The organism is Streptomyces sp. NEAU-sy36 (assembly GCF_013423905.1).
In the GTDB taxonomy this organism is placed as follows: domain Bacteria; phylum Actinomycetota; class Actinomycetes; order Streptomycetales; family Streptomycetaceae; genus Streptomyces; species Streptomyces misionensis.
The window spans coordinates 868,807-884,083 of sequence record NZ_CP058977.1 but is presented as its reverse complement, the minus strand read 5'-3'; the positions used below and the strand labels follow the sequence as shown (position 1 = coordinate 884,083).

Genomic DNA, 15,277 nt, shown 5'->3' with positions numbered 1-15,277 from the left:
CGGCCGATCCGTACCCCGGAGTCCGTGCGATCAGCTGCCCGTCGCGGACTTCCAGTCGTCGACGTAGGACGCGAGGTTCTTGTCGATGTCGTTCCAGTCGGGCTGGAAGAACCCGACGCCGTCCATCAGCTTGGCGAGTGCGGCGGCGTTGGCGTCGGTGGCCTTGACGTCCTCGCGGACGGCGAAGCCCCCGCCGACCGAGCTGACCTCGGCCTGGGCCTGCCGTGACAGCATGAAGTCGAGGAGCTTCCTGCCGTTGGCGCCGTGCGGGGCCTTGGAGACGAGCCCGGCCGCGTACGGCAGCGCGAAGGTGGAGGGCTTGCCGTCCTTGCCGGCCGGGAACCAAATGCCGAGGTTGGGCATGGTCTTGGACTGCGCGAAGTTCATCTGCACGTCGCCGTTGGCGACCAGCAGCTCGCCCTTGTCCACCTTGGGCGCCAGCTTGCCGGTGGAGGCGGACGGGCCGACGTTGTTGGCCTGGAGCTTCTTCAGGTAGGCGAGGGCCTGGTCCTTGCCGCCGAGGTCGTGCATGGCCTGGATGAGCACGGCCGTGCCGTCGCCGGCGACGCCCGGGGTGGAGTACTGCAACTTGTTCTTGTACCTGGCGTCGAGCAGGTCGTCCCAGGTCTTCGGGGCCTGCTTCAGCTCCTTCTTGTTGTAGACGAAGCCGAAGTAGTTGTTGACGACGGCCGTCCACGTGCCGTCGGGGGCCTTGTCGGCCCCGCTGACCGCCGTGGAGTCCTTGGGCTCGTACTTCTCCAGCAGGCCCTTGCCGTCCGCCTCCTGGATGAACGGCGGCAGGGTGACCAGCACATCGGCCTGCGGGTTGCTCTTCTCGCGGACGGCGCGCTGCACCACCTCGCCGGAGCCGCCCTCGACGTACTTGACCTTGATGCCGGTCTTCTTGGTGAAGTCCGCGAAGACCTTGTCGTACCAGCCGTCACCGTTCTCGCCCTTGAGGCCGTCCGCGCTGTAGACGGTGACCTCCTTGGCGTCGGAGGCGGCGGAGGAGCCGCCACAGGCGGACAGCGCGGGGGTGGCGAGCAGGACGAGGGCTATGGCGAGGGAGACGCGGGTTCTGGACATGGCGGAACGGACTCCTGGCGTTTTCACGGCGGTCGGGAGGGAGACGGCGGGAGGGTCAGCGGTACGACGCCCGGGTGCGGACCCGGGAGACGGCGAACAGGACGAGCAGGGTGGCGGCCATCAGCACCATGGCGACGGCGGAGCCGCTGAACAGGGCGCCCCGGTCGGTGGCCGCGTAGATCAGGACGGGCAGCGGGGTCCAGTCCGGCGGATAGAGCATCATCGTGGCGCTCAGCTCGCCCATGGACAGGGCGAAGCAGAGTCCGGCGGCCGCGGTGAGGGAGGGCAGCAGCAGGGGCAGCCGCACCCGCCACAGCACCCGGGAGGGCCGGGCGCCGAGGGAGGCGGCGGCCTGCTCGTAGGCCGGGTCGAGGCGGGTGATCGCCGCCGCCACGGACTGGTGGGCGAAGGCGGTGACCAGCACGGTGTGCGCGACGATCACGATCCACCGGGTGCCGTTGAGCAGCAGCGGCGGCTGGGAGAAGGCCACCAGGACGGAGAGGCCCACCACCACCGAGGGCACCGCGACCGGCAGCACGAACAGGGCGTCGAGCACCCGCTTGCCCCGCTTGCCCAGGGCCGCCCCGGCGAGCGCGGCCCAGGTGCCGGCGGCCAGTGCGAGGAGGCTGGCCCCGGCGGCCGTGAGCAGGCTGGTGACGAGCGCCTGGAGCGCCTCGCCCTGGGTCGCGGAGCGGTAGTTGGCGAGCGTCGGGCCCGAGGGCAGGACACTGGACCAGTGGGTGGCGAAGGAGGCGCCCAGCACCACCAGCAGGGGCAGCGCGAACAGCGGCAGGAAGAGGACGAGGAACACCGCCCACAGGGCCCACCTGGCCCCTCGGCTATGCACCAGCACGACGGCTCACCACCCGGTAGAGGCCGTAAAGACCCACGGAGATCAGGACGTTGACGACGGCGACCACACAGGCGCCCGGGTAGTCGGACTCCAGGATCGCCTTGCTGTAGACGAGCATCGGCAGGGTGGTGACGCCCTTCGCGCCGGTGAACAGCACGATGCCGAACTCGTTGAGGCAGAGCACCAGGACGAGGCTGCCGCCGGCCGCGAGCGCGGGCAGCGCCTCCGGCAGGATCACCTTCCGTACGATCCGCGGCGCCCGCGCCCCCAGCGAACCGGCCGCCTCCAGCTGGGCGGTGTCCAGCTGCGAGAAGGCGGCGAGCAGGGGCCGCATGACGAACGGCGTGAAGTAGGTGACTTCCGCGAGCAGCACGCCCCAGGGAGTGTTGAGGAACTGGAAGGGCCCCTGCGCCGCGCCGGTCAGCCCGGTCCACGCGCCGTTGGCCATGCCGACGCTGCCGTAGACGAACAGCAGGGCCAGCGTGATCAGGAAGGACGGGAAGGACAGGAACACGTCGACGAACCGCGCCACCGCCTTCGCCCCGGGGAACGGCACGAACGCGATCACCAGGGCCAGCAGGAACCCGAGCACGAGGCACCCGACGGTGGCGGCGAGCGCCAGCCACACGGTGGTCCACAGCGCCTGCCGGAACGCCTCCGAGGCGAACACGTCGGCGTACGGCCGGACGGAGGTCCCGCCGCTGTCGGGCCGGAAGGACTGCCGCACCACGAGGGCGAGCGGGTAGAGGAAGAAGAGGGCGAGGAGGGCGACCGGGGGAAGGGCCCAGGCGAACGCCCGGAGGGAACGCGGGGAGCCGCCCGCGCCGGCGCGGACGACCCGCGCTGTGCGCACCGCCTCAGCCATGGCCGACCCCCGCGGGCAGCAGCACCGCGTCGTCGGCGGCGAAGTGCAGCGCGACCTCGGTCCCGCGCGCCGGCGGGTCCCGCAGCTCGCGCACGTCCGCCATGACGTCGTGCTCGCCGACCTTCACATGGACCCGGTGCGTGGCCCCCCGCCACTGGATCTCCTGGACCACGCCGGTGAGCTGGTTCGGCCCCGCGCCGAGCCCGATCAGGTGCGGCCGGACGCACAGGGTGGCCCGCGCCCCCGCGACCGCTCCCGCCGTGTCCACCTTCACCTCCCGGCCGGCGACGTCGACACCCCCGGAACCGACCGTCACCGGCAGCAGGTTCGCGCCGCCCACGAAGGACGCGGTGAACTCGTCGGTGGGCGCCCGGTACAGGTCCCTGGGCGTTCCGCAGGCGCGCAGCCGTGCCTTGTCCATCACCGCGATCCGGTCGGCGAGGGTCAGCGCCTCGACCTGGTCGTGGGTGACGTACAGCATGGTGACGTCCGGCAACTCGCGGTGCAGCCGGGCGAGTTCGGCGAGCATCCCGGAGCGCAGCCGGGCGTCGAGCGCGGACAGCGGCTCGTCCAGGAGGAGCACGCCGGGCCGGATGGCGAGCGCGCGGGCGATGGCGACCCGCTGCTGCTGTCCGCCGGACAGCTCGCGCGGATGACGGCGGGCGTAGGCGGCCATGCCGGTCATCTCCAGTGCCTCGCCGACCCGTTGCCGGATCTCGCTCTTGGCCGTCCCCCGGGCCTTCAGTCCGAAGGCCACGTTCTCGTCCACCCGCATGTGCGGGAAGAGCGCGTACTGCTGGACGACCATCCCGATGCCCCGCCGGTACGGCGGCAGGTCCGTCACGTCCCGGCCGCCGAGGAGCACCCGCCCGGAGGCGGGCCGGACGAACCCGGCGACCGCCCGCAGCGCGGTCGTCTTGCCGGAGCCGGACGGCCCGAGGAGCGCCATGACCTCGCCGGGCTCGACACTCAGATCGAGGGAGTCGAGGACGACATTGCCGTCGTAGGCGACCGTGACGGAATCGAAGCGGATGCTCATCTCACCGGGCTCCCGCGAGCAGCGCCGGCAGTCCGGCCACGGAGTCCAGGACGTGGGTGGCCCCGGCGGCGCGGAACTGCTCGTCGCCATGGGCCCCGGTGCGCACGCCCGCGACCAGTCCGGCGCCCGCGCGCACACCGCTGAGCACGTCGTACGAGGTGTCGCCGACGACGGCGACCTGCCGTACGTCCTCGGCCGCCTTGGTGCGAAGGAAGGCTTCCAGGACCATGTCCGGGAAGGGCCGCCCCCGCCCGCCGGCGTCGGCCGGGCACAGGGTGAGCGGCACCAGGTCCCGCCAGCCGAGCGCGGCCAGGATGGCGTCCTGGGTGACCCGGGCGAAGCCGGTGGTCAGCACCACGGCGCGGCCGCTCGCGAGCAGTGCCTCGACGGCCTCGCGGGCGCCGGGGACGGGGGCGATCAGCCCGGCGTCCACCAGCTCGCCGTACGCCTTCTCGAAGGCGGCGTTGGCGCGCCGGGCGCGCTCCTCGTCCCCGAACAGGTGCCGGAAGACGGAGATCTTGGACTCGCCCATGGTGGCGCGGACGTAGGCGAGGTGCTCGGCGTGCTCGGCGGTGCCCTCCCGGACGCCGAGTTCGGCGGCGGCCTCGGCGAAGGCGCGCTCCACGAGCCCGCCGTCGGCGACGGTGGTCCCGGCCATGTCGAGGACGACGAGGCGGATGTCGGTGGTGGTGTCGGTCATGGGGTGCTCACCAGCCCAGTTCGTTCGCGGTGGTCTCGGCTATCGCGGGGGAGCAGGTCATGCCCCGGCCGCCGGGCCCGGTGACCAGCCATACCCCGTCGCTCACCTGCTGGCGGTGCACCACGCGGCTCTTGTCGGCGCACTGCGCGTACACCCCCGCCCAGCGGTGCCGGATGCGCGGCAGCGGCCGGCCGAGCAGGGTCTCCACGACGCCCTTCAGGTGCTCGTACGGCTCCTCGACGGTGTCGAAGGCGAAGGGGTGCTCGTACTCGTGGGTGTCGCCGATGGTCAGACCGCCGTCGGCGCGCTGCACCATGAGCAGCTGCATCTTGTGCGCCGCCGCGGTCTCGGGCTGCGGCTGGCCGGCGTTGAGCGCGTCCAGTGCCGGGGAGGCGTAGGCCGGGTAGTAGCGGAAGCTGTCACCGTCGGCCACCGAGGTGGGCAGCGCCTCGCCCAGCGGGTCCGTCTGCATCATCTGCAACCGGACCCGGCGCACCGGCAGTTCGGGACCGGCCAGCTCGCGGACCAGACCGCCGAGCCAGGCGCCGGTGGCCAGCACGACCGCGTCGGCGTGGTGCACGTCCCCGTGGTCGTCGCGGACGGCTCCGGCGCCGACCACGTCACGGACCTCGCGGCCCGGCAGGAAGGTGTAGCGGGGCGACTTGCGCAGTTCCTCGCGCAGGGCGCGCTGGGCGGTGCGGGGCTCGACCGCCGCGTCCCGTTCGCAGTGCAGGGCCGCGGTGAACTCGCCGCGCAGCGCCGGGTTGAGCGTGCGGGCCTCGCCCGGGGTCAGCAGCGCGTAGCCGCGGGCGGCGGCGTCGGGGCGGGCCACGGCGGCCTCGGCCACGGCCAGTTCGAGGTCCGTGCGCACCGGGGTGAGCGAGCCGTTGGCGCGGAAGCCCAGCGCGGGCACCCGGCCGCCGATCTCCTCCCACAGCTCCCGCGCCCGCAGCGCGGTCTCCAGTTCCTCGCCCCCCGCCCGGCCGCTCACCCAGATCTGCCCGAAGTTGCGCAGCGACGCGCCGCGCGCCTCCGCCTCGCGCTCGATCTGTACGACCTCGTGGCCACGTTCGATTGCTTGCCAGGCGTGCATGGTGCCGACCACGCCGCCTCCGACGACTGTCACTCTCACGACGCCAACGGTGCTCGGGGGCGGGTAACCGAAGACGTCCGCGCGTCGACGGGACGGTGAACGACCCTCCAAGTTTGGGCTAGACCCGTTATCTTGTCGTTACATAAGGAGGTGCCCGTAGCGGATCGAACGCGACGAAACGGCGGGACGGCGCCGGAAGGCGGGAGGGGTTCCGTCAGCCCTGGAGGTGCGTGGTGAAGGAGAACCGGTCGCCCCGGTACAGCGACCGCACCCGCTCCAGGGGGCGGCCGTCGGCGTCCCGGGAGACCCGGTGGATCAGCAGCATGGGGAGCGCGGGCGGGGTGCCGATGAGCAGCGCCTCGCGGGGGGTGGCGAGCACGGTCTCGATGCGCTCGTCGGCGTCGCCGAAGGTGATGCCCTGGGCGGCGAGATAGCCGTAGAAGGAGGAGTCGGCGTCGAAGTCGGAGTCCAGCCGGGGCACCCGCTCGACGGCCACGTACGTGCTCTCCAGGCCGACCCGCTCCTCGTCGGCGAGCAGCACCCGCTCCAGGTGCCAGACGGGCTCGCCCCGGGTCAGCCCGGTCTCGGCGGCGAGCGGGCCGGGGCAGGGGAACCGGTCCAGGGTGACGAGCGCCCGGCCCGGGGTACGGCCCTGCCGGCGCACCCCCTCGGTGTAGCTGGCCAGGGACAGCGGCTGCGCCAGCTTGGGTCCGGCGACCACGGTCCCGCGCCCGCGCCTGCGCAGCCGCCCCTCCAGCACCAGTTCCCGCACGGCCTGCCGCACGGTCTCGCGGGCGACGTCGTACCGCTCCGCGAGGTCCCGCTCGGTCGGGATGACGCTGTCCTCCCCCAGTTCCTCCAGCAGCGCGGCGATCCGGGCCTTCACCGCGTAGTACTTCGGGATCCGCCCGTGCTCGGGGATACCGGACCGGACCGGGGCACCTGGGGCCTGCTCATAGGGGTAGTCCACGCAGGGATCGTCGCAGACGGGAGCCGTCGGGGCGGCCACGGGTGGGGAGTCGGCGCCGCCAGGTCAGCGGCGCCCGCGGGCCACCAGGAAAGCGGCGCCGGCCACACAGAGCAGGGCGCCGGCCGCGGCGAACAGTCCGTGGGTGAGGCCGGGTCCGGTCCGGGCCAGCTCGCGGGCGCGCTCCCCGGCCTCCTGCGCGTCCTTCGCGAAGGAGAGGGAGGGGTTGGCGGGGGCCGCGCCGTCGATGTCCTGGGACGACCGGCCGGTGGCGGTACCGGCGTCCGGACTCGCCTGCGTGCCCGCGCTCGCCTCCGGGTCCGTACTCGTTCCCGTGCCGGTGCCGGTGTCGGTGCCGGTGCCGGTGCCGGCACCGGTACTGGTGCTGGTGCTGGTGCGGGTGCTCCCCTCCGGCAGGTGCTGTGCGACCGGGGTGCGGTCCGTGTCCGGGCTCGCGGAGGTCTCCCCCGCGCCGTCGCCCGGCGTGCCGACGCCGAACCGGTAGACGTTGGACTCCCCGACCCAGTCCCCGTCCCGGCCCCGGCGCTGCACGGCGGCGGCTTTCGCGGTGACCTGGTCGGGGACGGCGGCGTCACGGGTGAGCGCCAGCCGGACCCGCACGCTGACGGTCTTGCCGGGCGGCACGGTGAAGCCGCCGAATCCGGGTGCGTCCAGCACGCCGATCAACTCCTTCTCGTCGCTGCTGTCGAATGCCACCGGCCGGCTGCGGGACCCGTCGTGGAAGTCCAGGCGCGCCTGCTCCGGCCGCAGCGCGTGCCGGTCGTCGACGAGGACGACGACCGGGTGAACGGCGGGGCAGGAGCGGGTGGTGGTGTTGGTGAGGTCGATGTACCAGGTGCCGCGGCCGCCGCCCGGCCGGTACGAGTCGGGGCCGCCGCGGATCCGGGTGGCCAGCGGGAAGTCCCGTTCGCCCGGCGCCGCGCAGGACGGCGAGGGCCCCGCGTCGACGGCGGCCGCCGGCCCGGGGACGAGGACGGCGGCCACGGCGAGACCCAGGGCGCGCAGGGTCAGGGGGCGGGGCGGCAGGCGGTGGGGCGGCAGGGGGCGCGCGGCCGGGAGACGGCGGGACGGGGTGCGGAAGAGACGGAACCGGGACGGGGACGAGCGCAGGGGCGGGTGCAGGGGCGTGCACAGTCGCATGAACACATGACCATGCCGGTGCGGGCCCCGAATCCCGCGGCGCCGCTCCGGTGGCGCCCGCAGATCCCCCCGATCGGCCGGGGTCAGGGGCGGCAGGCCCGCTGGGCCGCGGACGCGGTCGCGTCCCGCTCGGCCTCGGCCCGGCGCAGCGCCCGCTCCTGCGAGATGTCCGGGTGGCCGCCGTCGGCGACGGCGCGCAGCAGGTCCGCCCTCATGGCGTCGTAGGAGCGCTCCGCCCGCTCGGCGGCCGCGAGGGCCCGGTCGCAGCCGGTGTCCGCCCGGGCCGCCGGGACGGAGACGGAGAGCGCGAGCAGCGTCACGGCACCGGCCGCGAGCGCGGAGAGCCGCGTGGACGGCATGGGAACCTCCGGGGGTTCAGGAGACCAGCGTGACCACCCGGCCACCGCTCCGTACGTCGGCGCAGGCCTGGTACGGGTCGGGGTCCCCCTGCCGTTCCCCGCACACCCACCGTGACCCGGCCGCGTGCACCTCGGCGGCCCGGCCCTTCGTGTAGGCGGCCGCGACGTCGAGCGCCGCCCCGCAGGGCACGCTCCGGGCCGCCATCACCCCGAGCCCGGAGGCGCGGTCCACCCCGCAGTACGCGTAGCCCCTGCCCTGCGCCGCGAGGGCCTGCGCGACCCCCGGCGACCAGAGCATTCCCGCGCCCACCAACACGGTGACGATCCTCAGCTTGAGCGCCTTCACACCGCACCTCCGTCCCCTGGGGCAACAGCAACCCCACGAGTACCCCGGCACGGACACCCGCTCGCACACCGCCGGGGCGCGCCGCGGGGGAAGCGGGGACGTCGTGACGGCGCACGGGTTCCGCGCGCCCCGGCCGATCCCTCGTCACGAACAGCCGTACCCGCCTCGCCGTCACACCCCACCCTCCCGGACGACAGCCGGCACACCTCACCCGCCGGCCGCCCCCGTCACTCCCCCGCTCGCCCGAACAACTCCCCCAGTACCAGCTCCGCGGCTCCTTCCCCCACGGCCGCCTCGCCGCGGGCCGCCACCCGTACGGGCACCCCCTCCCGTACCCCTTCGCGGGCCGTCCGCGCCGCCAGCACCTCGGCGACGCCCCGCACGTACGGCTCCGGGTCCGCCGCCACCGTCCGCCCCCCGAGCAGCACCCGGTCGATGTCCAGCAGCCCCACCAGGTTCCCGGCGCCCACCCCGAGCACCCGCGCCGCCGTGGCCACGTCGCCCCGCGCCACGGCGGACAGGCACAGCGCCTCCAGACATCCCCGGTCCCCGCACTCACAGGGCGGCCCGTCCAGCTGGACGACCTGGTGCCCGAACTCCCCCGCCCCCGTCCGCGCCCCCCGGTGCACCCGTCCGTCGATCACGAGCCCGGCGCCGAGCCCGGTACCGAGGTGCAGATAGGCGAAGGACCCGCCCTCGCCCCCGACCGCCAGCCCCACCGCCGCCGCGTTGGTGTCCTTGTCCACCGTCACCGGCACCCCCAGCCGCTCCCGCAGCGCGTCCCGCAGCGGAAACCCGTCCCAGCCCGGAAACCCGGTGACCCGGTGCAGCACCCCGCGCACATGGTCGAGCGGCCCGGGCAGCGCGACCCCCACCCCCAGCAGCGAGTCCACCTCGGCGAGCTCACCGAACTCCCCGAGGCACTCCCGCACCAGCCCGGTCACCTCCGCCGCGACCGTCCCCAGCACGGCCTCCGCCCCGGCCCCCAGGTCCAGCGCCCCGCGCCGCTCCCCCACCACGGCCCCGTCCAGGCGTATCAGCACCACCCGCAGCTCGTCCCGGTCCACATGGACCCCGACCGCGTGCCCGGCCTCCGGCACCAGCCGCAGCACGGTGCGCGGCTTGCCCCCGGTGGACGCCCGCCGCCCGGCCTCCGCCGCGAGTCCCGCCTCCCGCAGCCGTCCGGTGATCTTGCTGACGGCCTGCGGGGTCAGCCCGGTCCGCTCGGCCAGCTCCAGCCGGCTGATCCCCGCCGCCCCGGCCCCCCGCAGCAGACCGAGCACGAGCGCGCTGTTGTGCGACCGCACCGCGCCCACGTCCGCCCCGGTCCCGGCCCGTCCGCCCCTCGCCCTGTTCATGCTCACACGCCCCATTGTCCCCACCGCTTGCACTTTGGCAACGGCGTTGCGAAAGTGGGAGTCATGACTGCCGCCACGCCCTTCCGCGTCGGCCTGATCGGTTACGGTCTCGCCGGCTCCGTCTTCCACGCCCCGTTGATCGCCGCGACCGAGGGCCTCGCCCTGGACACGGTCGTCACCTCCGACCCGGAGCGGCAGCGGCAGGCCCGCGGCGAGTTCCCGGGCGTGACGCTCGCCGCGACCCCCGACGAGCTGTTCGCCCGCGCGGCCGAGCTGGACCTGGTCGTCATCGCCTCCCCGAACAAGACCCACGTCCCGCTCGCGACCGCCGCCCTCGACGCGGGCCTGCCCGTGGTCGTGGACAAGCCGGTCGCCGGCACCGCGGCCGAGGCCCGGGCGCTCGCCGCCCTCGCCGAGGAGCGCGGCCTGCTGCTGTCGGTCTTCCAGAACCGCCGCTGGGACAACGACTTCCTGACCCTGCGCGCCCTCCTCGCGGACGGCGCGCTCGGCGAGGTCCGCCGGTTCGAGTCCCGCTTCGAGCGCTGGCGCCCGAAGCCCAAGGGCGGCTGGCGCGAGTCGGGCGACCCGGCGGAGATCGGCGGCCTGCTCTACGACCTCGGCAGCCACGTCGTCGACCAGGCCCTCGTCCTGTTCGGCCCGGCCACCGAGGTGTACGCCGAGGCGGACGTCCGCCGTCCGGGCGCCGAGGCCGACGACGACACCTTCATCGCCCTCACCCACGCCTGCGGCGTCCGCTCCCACCTCTACGTGTCCGCGACGACCCCCCAGCTCGGCCCGCGCTTTCGCGTGCTGGGCTCCGAGGCGGGCTATGTGAAGTACGGCCTCGACCCCCAGGAGGGCGCCCTGCGCGAGGGCCTGCGCCCGGGCCCCCAGTGGGGCGCCGAGCCCGCGTCGCTGCACGGCCGCATCGGCGCCGGCGAGTCGCCGCTGACCGGTGGCGGCACCCCCGTACCGACCCTGCCCGGCGACTACCCGGCGTACTACGCGGCCGTCGCCGCCGCCCTCGCCGGCGCGGGGCCGAACCCGGTGACCGCCCTGGAGGCGGCCGCCGCCCTCGACGTACTGGAGGCGGCCCGCAGGTCCGCCCAGGAGAAAGTGACGGTGAGCCTCTGATGTCCCAGTCGACCACTGCCGAGCTCGCGCCCGCGCCCACCATCGAGGAGCTGGAGGAACAGGAACGCCGCCTGGTGTTCCAGCGGTTCAGCTACGAGGACGCGTGGGCCCTCGGCTCCCTCCTGGTGGAGATGGCCCGCGAGCGCCGGCTGCCCATCGCCATCGACATCCACCGCGCCGGCCAGCAGCTCTTCCACGCGGCCCTGCCCGGCTCCACCCCGGACAACGACGCCTGGATCGACCGCAAGCGCCGGGTGGCCGTGCGCTACGGCGCCCCCTCCTACCTGGTCGGGTCCCGCTTCCGCGCCAAGGGCACCACGTTCGAGCACTCCTCCCGCCTCGACCCCGACGTCTACGCGGCCCACGGCGGCTCCTTCCCCATCCGGGTGGCGGACGTCGGCGTCATCGGCGCGGTGACCGTCTCCGGTCTGCCGCAGGTGGAGGACCACCGGCTGGTGGTGGCGGCGCTGGAGAGGTTCCTCGGCACGTCGGCGGGCTGAGCGGCCTCGGCCGACCGGGGGAACTTCGGCCTCGGGGGAGAACCGCGGGAATCAGCGGAGGCGCCCTCCGGTTGGCAGTGGGAAGTGATGATCACAGCACAGCCCCACCACCCGGAGGGATCGCCCGCATGAGTGACACCACAGGCCCGCTGAAGCAGCACGTCGGCCGGTACGGCGTCTGGGACGTCGCGCTGCGCGCGGAGGAGCCCGACCGCCGCACCGAACAGGCCGAGGCCGCCGCCGAGCTGGAGGAACTCGGCTACGGCGCCATCTGGCTGGGCGGCAACAGCACCGCCGCGAACGCCGCCCCGCTCATCGGGGCGACCGGCCGGATCACCGTCGGCACCAGCATCCAGAGCGTCTGGCAGCGGGAGGCCGCCGAGACCGCCGCCGACTTCGCCGAGCTGGAGTCGGCCCACCCCGGCCGCTTCGTGCTGGGCCTCGGGGTGAGCCACGGCCCCAGGGTGGAGGGCTACCAGCGGCCGTACGCCACGATGGTCGGCTACCTGGACGAGCTGGACAAGGCGGGCCTGCCCGCCGACCGGCGCGTGCTGGCCGCCCTCGGCCCCAAGATGCTGAAGCTGTCCGGCGACCGGGCGGCCGGCGCCATCCCCTACCTGGTCACCCCCGAGCACACCGCCAAGGCCCGCGAGATCCTCGGCGAACAGCCGCTGCTTGCGCCGGAGTTGAAGGTCGTCCTGGAAGCGGACCCGGACCGTGCCCGCGCGATCGCGCGCGCCTACCTCTCGCGGTACCTCGAACTCCCCAACTACACCAACAACTTCCTGCGCCTGGGCTTCGCCGAGGCCGACGTGGCCGACGGCGGCAGCGACCAGCTCATCGACGCGGTCTTCGCCTGGGGCGACGACACCCGCGTCCGCGAGCGCGTCGACGCCTTCCACGAGGCGGGCGCCGACCACGTGGCCCTCCAGGTGGTCACCGAGACCACCGGCAGCACCCTGCCGAGGGAGGAATGGCGCCGCCTCGCCGCGCTGCTCGGCTGACGCATCGGCCCGCCGGGCCCACGGGGAACCGCGCGCCGCGGTTCCCCGGACTCCGGCCCGACGACGGGGGCTACGCGTCCTTCAGCACCTGCCGCTGCCGGCCGAGCCCCTCGACCTCCAGCTCGACCACGTCCCCGGCCCTCAGATACGGCTTCGGCTCGGGCCGCCCCATCGCCACCCCCGCGGGCGTCCCGGTGTTGATCACGTCACCGGGGTACAGCGTCATGAACCGGCTCACGTACCGCACCACCTCCCCCACCGGGAAGATCTGCTCCGCCGTCGTACCGTCCTGCTTCAGCTCCCCGTTGACCCACAGCCTCAGCGCCAGCCGCTGCGGGTCCGGCACCTCGTCGGCCGTCACCAGCCACGGGCCCAGCGGGTTGAACGTCTCGCAGTTCTTGCCCTTGTCCCAGGTCCCGCCGCGCTCCATCTGGAACTCCCGCTCGGAGACGTCGTGCGCGACGGCGTACCCGGCGACGTGCGCGAGCCCTTCCTCGGCCGACTCCAGATGACGGGCCGTGCGCCCGATGACGACCGCCAGCTCCACCTCCCAGTCGGTCTTGGCGGAGCCGCGCGGCACGAGCACGGTGTCGTCCGGGCCGACGACGGTGTCCGGCGCCTTGAGGAAGACGACCGGCTCCGCGGGCGGCTCGGCACCGGTCTCCCGGGCGTGGTCGTGGTAGTTGAGCCCGATGCACACGATCTTGCCGATGCGGCCGAGCGGGGGCCCGATCCGCAGCCCCGGGTCCAGCGCGGGCAGCTCACCGGAGCCGGCCGCCGCCCGCACCCGGGCCAGCGCGGACTCGTCGGCGAGGAGCGCGCCGTCGATGTCGTCCACGAGTGCGGACAGGTCACGCAGGGTCCCGCCGTCGTCGAGCAGCGCCGGGCGTTCCGCCCCCGCCGTACCGACTCGCAGCAGCTTCATGGTCACCATCTCCTTCGATCGCGGAGGCGCCCGGCCGACGGGTGCAGCCATCGGAGGACCGGACGATCCTCCAAGTCCCCCGCCCGGCCCGCAAGACCCTGTTCAGGGAGTGGACCGTGCCCGAGCGCCGCCCGCGGGCGCCGCTAGCGGTACAGCGCGGCCCGCTCCACCGCGCTCCAGGTCGTACTGGTGACGACGTACAGCGCGGCGGCGAGCGGTACGACGGCCACGGTGACCAGGGTGAGGAAGGACAGGAACGGCATCACCTTGCCGACCGCGCCGAGCCCCGGCACCTCCTCGCCGCCGGCGGCGGCCATGACCGGGTTCTGCGCCATCTGCCGCCTGGTGCGCAGGTAGTTGAAGGTGGCGACCGCGGCGACCAGCGCGAAGAGCCCGAGGTAGACCATCCCGGCCCCGCCGAACAGCCCGCCCCCGGCGAGCGCGTCGGCCCACCGGCCGCCGAGCGGCGCCGCGAACAGCCGGTGGGCGAGCAGCTCGCCGCCCGCGCCGCCGGCGCCGGAGAACAGGTGGTAGAGCAGGAAGAAGGCGGGGAGCTGGAGCAGGCCGGGCAGGATGCCGGACAGCGGCGAGACCTTTTCCTCGGTGTGCAGCTCCAGCACCGCCTGCCGCAGCCGCTCCGGGTCCTTGGCGTGCCGTCGGCGCAGCTCGGCGATCCTCGGCTGGAGCGCGGCGCGGGCCCGCTGGCCGCGGGCGGCGGCGCGGGAGAGGGGGTGGACGAGCAGGCGTACGAGCGCGGTGAACAGGACGATCGCGGCGGCGGTCGCGGAGGCGTGGCAGAGCGGCGCGAGCAGGTCGGCGAGCCGCTCGACCAGGTGCGCGAACACGGAGAAGACGGACATGGGTGAGCCCTCCGGGGGTCTCGTCGTGCCGGAATGCGAAGTGAGGGTTCGGCAGGACGACCCGCGCGGGGTCACGGAGGGGCTGTGGTGCGTGCCCGGTGTGCCCTACGCGGCGGTCGCCGGAAGGGTCCGTCCGGGCGCCCTGGGCCGGCGTCGGCCGGGGGCGTCGGGGTCGCGCTGGGGCAGGAAGGCCGTGCGCCGGGCCCGGTCGCGTATCGCGGTGCGCACCCGGGTGGGCGGCACGGCGGGCACGGAGCGGGCGGCCAGGTGGCTGCACAGGGCGAGCGCGGAACCGGCGGCGGCGGTCGCGGCGAGGGCGACGGCGGTGGTGAGGCCGCCGGTGTCGAGGAGGGCGAGGGAGAGCAGCAGGAACAGGGGGGCCAGCAGGAACGCGACGGCACGGCTGCGCTCGCGGCTCATCGCTTCCCCCTCCCCTGGCCGGCGTCTCATCCCGCCGATCGTGCCTGTGCGTCGATTATGCCTGCTCGGTTACGCCTGTTCGGTCTCCAGCGGTTCCAGCAGCCGCTTGGGCTTCAGCAGGGCGCGGCTGACCGGGTCCGCCGGGTCCGGATCGAGCCCGGGGCCCGGCTCCATGACAACGTCCGCGACCGGCACGATGGTTCCGCACAGGGCGCATTCGCCGTACGGCCCGATCTCGGTGCCGCACGCGGCGTGCCGGAAGTAGCGCAGCCGGGCCCCGTCGAACTGCTCGCGGCCCCAGTTGCCCAGCGAGCGCAGGGTGGGCCACAGGGCGATGCCGCGCTCGGTGACGACGTACTCGTCCCGGGGCGGCGACTGCTGGTAGCGGCGCTTTTCGAGGATGCCCTCGGCGGTCAGCGTCTGCAGCCGGGCGGCCAGGACGGCGCGCGGGATGCCGAGGTGGACCAGGAAGTCGTTGTAGCGCCGCACGCCGTAGAGCGCGTCCCGGACGACGAGCAGCGTCCAGCGCTCGCCGACGACTTCGAGCGCGCGGGCGATCGAGCACTCCTGTGTCGCGTAGTCCTTGCCCAGTGCCATGTCCCCCACT

18 protein-coding genes are annotated in these 15,277 nt (G+C 74.3%); 3 read left to right on the top strand and 15 right to left on the bottom strand.

Translation table 11 applies throughout. The annotated features are described in order from the left end of the window. Window positions 1-30 precede the first annotated feature (30 nt). The 11 genes from HZZ00_RS03970 to HZZ00_RS03920 form a co-directional block, all read right to left on the bottom strand. Window positions 31-1,086 carry a 2-aminoethylphosphonate ABC transporter substrate-binding protein gene (locus tag HZZ00_RS03970; RefSeq protein WP_180330898.1) on the bottom strand — a complete coding sequence of 352 codons (1,056 nt, stop codon included), beginning with the start codon at window positions 1,084-1,086 and terminating at the stop codon, window positions 31-33. A gap of 55 nt (window positions 1,087-1,141) precedes the next feature. Then, window positions 1,142-1,939, bottom strand: coding sequence for an ABC transporter permease (locus HZZ00_RS03965; protein WP_180330897.1), 798 nt, complete (start codon window positions 1,937-1,939; stop codon window positions 1,142-1,144). Continuing rightward, the gene (locus tag HZZ00_RS03960) at window positions 1,926-2,804 is read right to left on the bottom strand and encodes a 2-aminoethylphosphonate ABC transporter permease subunit (RefSeq protein ID WP_180330896.1); all 879 of its coding nucleotides are present in this window, start codon (window positions 2,802-2,804) and stop codon (window positions 1,926-1,928) included. The genes HZZ00_RS03965 and HZZ00_RS03960 overlap by 14 nt, the downstream gene beginning before the upstream one ends. Further along, entirely contained in the window at window positions 2,797-3,843 is a 1,047-nt protein-coding gene (locus tag HZZ00_RS03955) for an ABC transporter ATP-binding protein (protein WP_180330895.1), read from the bottom strand. Before HZZ00_RS03955 ends, HZZ00_RS03960 begins: the two co-directional genes overlap by 8 nt. A gap of 1 nt (window position 3,844) precedes the next feature. Beyond that, complete coding sequence (locus HZZ00_RS03950; RefSeq protein WP_180330894.1) at window positions 3,845-4,543, bottom strand: phosphonatase-like hydrolase; 699 nt, start codon at window positions 4,541-4,543, stop codon at window positions 3,845-3,847. A 7-nt stretch (window positions 4,544-4,550) separates the two neighbouring features. Continuing rightward, on the bottom strand, window positions 4,551-5,675 hold the full coding sequence (locus tag HZZ00_RS03945) for a TIGR03364 family FAD-dependent oxidoreductase (RefSeq protein ID WP_180330893.1): 1,125 nt from the start codon (window positions 5,673-5,675) through the stop codon (window positions 4,551-4,553). Between the two features lie 175 nt (window positions 5,676-5,850). Continuing rightward, window positions 5,851-6,606 (bottom strand): GntR family transcriptional regulator, encoded by a 756-nt coding sequence (locus HZZ00_RS03940; protein ID WP_180330892.1) that lies wholly within the window; start codon window positions 6,604-6,606, stop codon window positions 5,851-5,853. A 63-nt stretch (window positions 6,607-6,669) separates the two neighbouring features. After that, entirely contained in the window at window positions 6,670-7,764 is a 1,095-nt protein-coding gene (locus HZZ00_RS03935; protein ID WP_180330891.1) for a hypothetical protein, read from the bottom strand. Between the two features lie 83 nt (window positions 7,765-7,847). Then, a complete protein-coding gene (locus HZZ00_RS03930; protein WP_180330890.1) occupies window positions 7,848-8,123 on the bottom strand; it encodes a hypothetical protein in 276 nt (91 codons plus the stop codon). A gap of 16 nt (window positions 8,124-8,139) precedes the next feature. Next, a complete protein-coding gene (locus HZZ00_RS03925) occupies window positions 8,140-8,469 on the bottom strand; it encodes a hypothetical protein (RefSeq protein WP_180330889.1) in 330 nt (109 codons plus the stop codon). A 227-nt stretch (window positions 8,470-8,696) separates the two neighbouring features. Beyond that, window positions 8,697-9,827, bottom strand: coding sequence for an ROK family transcriptional regulator (locus tag HZZ00_RS03920; RefSeq protein WP_257585915.1), 1,131 nt, complete (start codon window positions 9,825-9,827; stop codon window positions 8,697-8,699). A 63-nt stretch (window positions 9,828-9,890) separates the two neighbouring features. Between HZZ00_RS03920 and HZZ00_RS03915 the strand changes: the two genes are divergently transcribed. From HZZ00_RS03915 to HZZ00_RS03905, 3 genes are all read left to right on the top strand, one after another. Further along, window positions 9,891-10,961 carry a Gfo/Idh/MocA family oxidoreductase gene (locus tag HZZ00_RS03915; protein ID WP_180330887.1) on the top strand — a complete coding sequence of 357 codons (1,071 nt, stop codon included), beginning with the start codon at window positions 9,891-9,893 and terminating at the stop codon, window positions 10,959-10,961. After that, a complete protein-coding gene (locus HZZ00_RS03910; RefSeq protein WP_180330886.1) occupies window positions 10,961-11,461 on the top strand; it encodes a heme-degrading domain-containing protein in 501 nt (166 codons plus the stop codon). The genes HZZ00_RS03915 and HZZ00_RS03910 overlap by 1 nt, the downstream gene beginning before the upstream one ends. 128 nt (window positions 11,462-11,589) lie before the next feature. Beyond that, a complete protein-coding gene (locus HZZ00_RS03905; protein ID WP_180330885.1) occupies window positions 11,590-12,465 on the top strand; it encodes an LLM class F420-dependent oxidoreductase in 876 nt (291 codons plus the stop codon). Window positions 12,466-12,535: 70 nt separating this feature from the next. Here HZZ00_RS03905 and HZZ00_RS03900 read toward each other — a convergent pair whose 3' ends face one another. The 4 genes from HZZ00_RS03900 to HZZ00_RS03885 form a co-directional block, all read right to left on the bottom strand. Next, the gene (locus HZZ00_RS03900) at window positions 12,536-13,390 is read right to left on the bottom strand and encodes a fumarylacetoacetate hydrolase family protein (protein WP_180330884.1); all 855 of its coding nucleotides are present in this window, start codon (window positions 13,388-13,390) and stop codon (window positions 12,536-12,538) included. Window positions 13,391-13,533: 143 nt separating this feature from the next. Then, complete coding sequence (locus HZZ00_RS03895; RefSeq protein WP_180330883.1) at window positions 13,534-14,250, bottom strand: membrane protein insertase YidC; 717 nt, start codon at window positions 14,248-14,250, stop codon at window positions 13,534-13,536. Between the two features lie 105 nt (window positions 14,251-14,355). Continuing rightward, window positions 14,356-14,670, bottom strand: coding sequence for a DUF6412 domain-containing protein (locus HZZ00_RS03890; protein ID WP_180330882.1), 315 nt, complete (start codon window positions 14,668-14,670; stop codon window positions 14,356-14,358). A gap of 69 nt (window positions 14,671-14,739) precedes the next feature. After that, entirely contained in the window at window positions 14,740-15,267 is a 528-nt protein-coding gene (locus HZZ00_RS03885) for a helix-turn-helix domain-containing protein (protein WP_177330012.1), read from the bottom strand. Window positions 15,268-15,277: the final 10 nt, after the last annotated feature.

What these genes read in the sequence shown, in the direction of transcription:
- HZZ00_RS03970 (WP_180330898.1), bottom strand. Translation starts at nt 1,086, where the DNA reads ATGTCCAGAACCCGCGTCTCCCTCGCCATAGCCCTCGTCCTGCTCGCC.
- HZZ00_RS03960 (WP_180330896.1), bottom strand. Translation starts at nt 2,804, where the DNA reads ATGGCTGAGGCGGTGCGCACAGCGCGGGTCGTCCGCGCCGGCGCGGGC.
- HZZ00_RS03955 (WP_180330895.1), bottom strand. Translation starts at nt 3,843, where the DNA reads ATGAGCATCCGCTTCGATTCCGTCACGGTCGCCTACGACGGCAATGTC.
- HZZ00_RS03950 (WP_180330894.1), bottom strand. Translation starts at nt 4,543, where the DNA reads ATGACCGACACCACCACCGACATCCGCCTCGTCGTCCTCGACATGGCC.
- HZZ00_RS03935 (WP_180330891.1), bottom strand. Translation starts at nt 7,764, where the DNA reads ATGCGACTGTGCACGCCCCTGCACCCGCCCCTGCGCTCGTCCCCGTCC.
- HZZ00_RS03930 (WP_180330890.1), bottom strand. Translation starts at nt 8,123, where the DNA reads ATGCCGTCCACGCGGCTCTCCGCGCTCGCGGCCGGTGCCGTGACGCTG.
- HZZ00_RS03920 (WP_257585915.1), bottom strand. Translation starts at nt 9,827, where the DNA reads ATGAACAGGGCGAGGGGCGGACGGGCCGGGACCGGGGCGGACGTGGGC.
- HZZ00_RS03915 (WP_180330887.1), top strand. Translation starts at nt 9,891, where the DNA reads ATGACTGCCGCCACGCCCTTCCGCGTCGGCCTGATCGGTTACGGTCTC.
- HZZ00_RS03910 (WP_180330886.1), top strand. Translation starts at nt 10,961, where the DNA reads ATGTCCCAGTCGACCACTGCCGAGCTCGCGCCCGCGCCCACCATCGAG.
- HZZ00_RS03905 (WP_180330885.1), top strand. Translation starts at nt 11,590, where the DNA reads ATGAGTGACACCACAGGCCCGCTGAAGCAGCACGTCGGCCGGTACGGC.
- HZZ00_RS03900 (WP_180330884.1), bottom strand. Translation starts at nt 13,390, where the DNA reads ATGAAGCTGCTGCGAGTCGGTACGGCGGGGGCGGAACGCCCGGCGCTG.
- HZZ00_RS03895 (WP_180330883.1), bottom strand. Translation starts at nt 14,250, where the DNA reads ATGTCCGTCTTCTCCGTGTTCGCGCACCTGGTCGAGCGGCTCGCCGAC.
- HZZ00_RS03890 (WP_180330882.1), bottom strand. Translation starts at nt 14,670, where the DNA reads ATGAGCCGCGAGCGCAGCCGTGCCGTCGCGTTCCTGCTGGCCCCCCTG.
- HZZ00_RS03885 (WP_177330012.1), bottom strand. Translation starts at nt 15,267, where the DNA reads ATGGCACTGGGCAAGGACTACGCGACACAGGAGTGCTCGATCGCCCGC.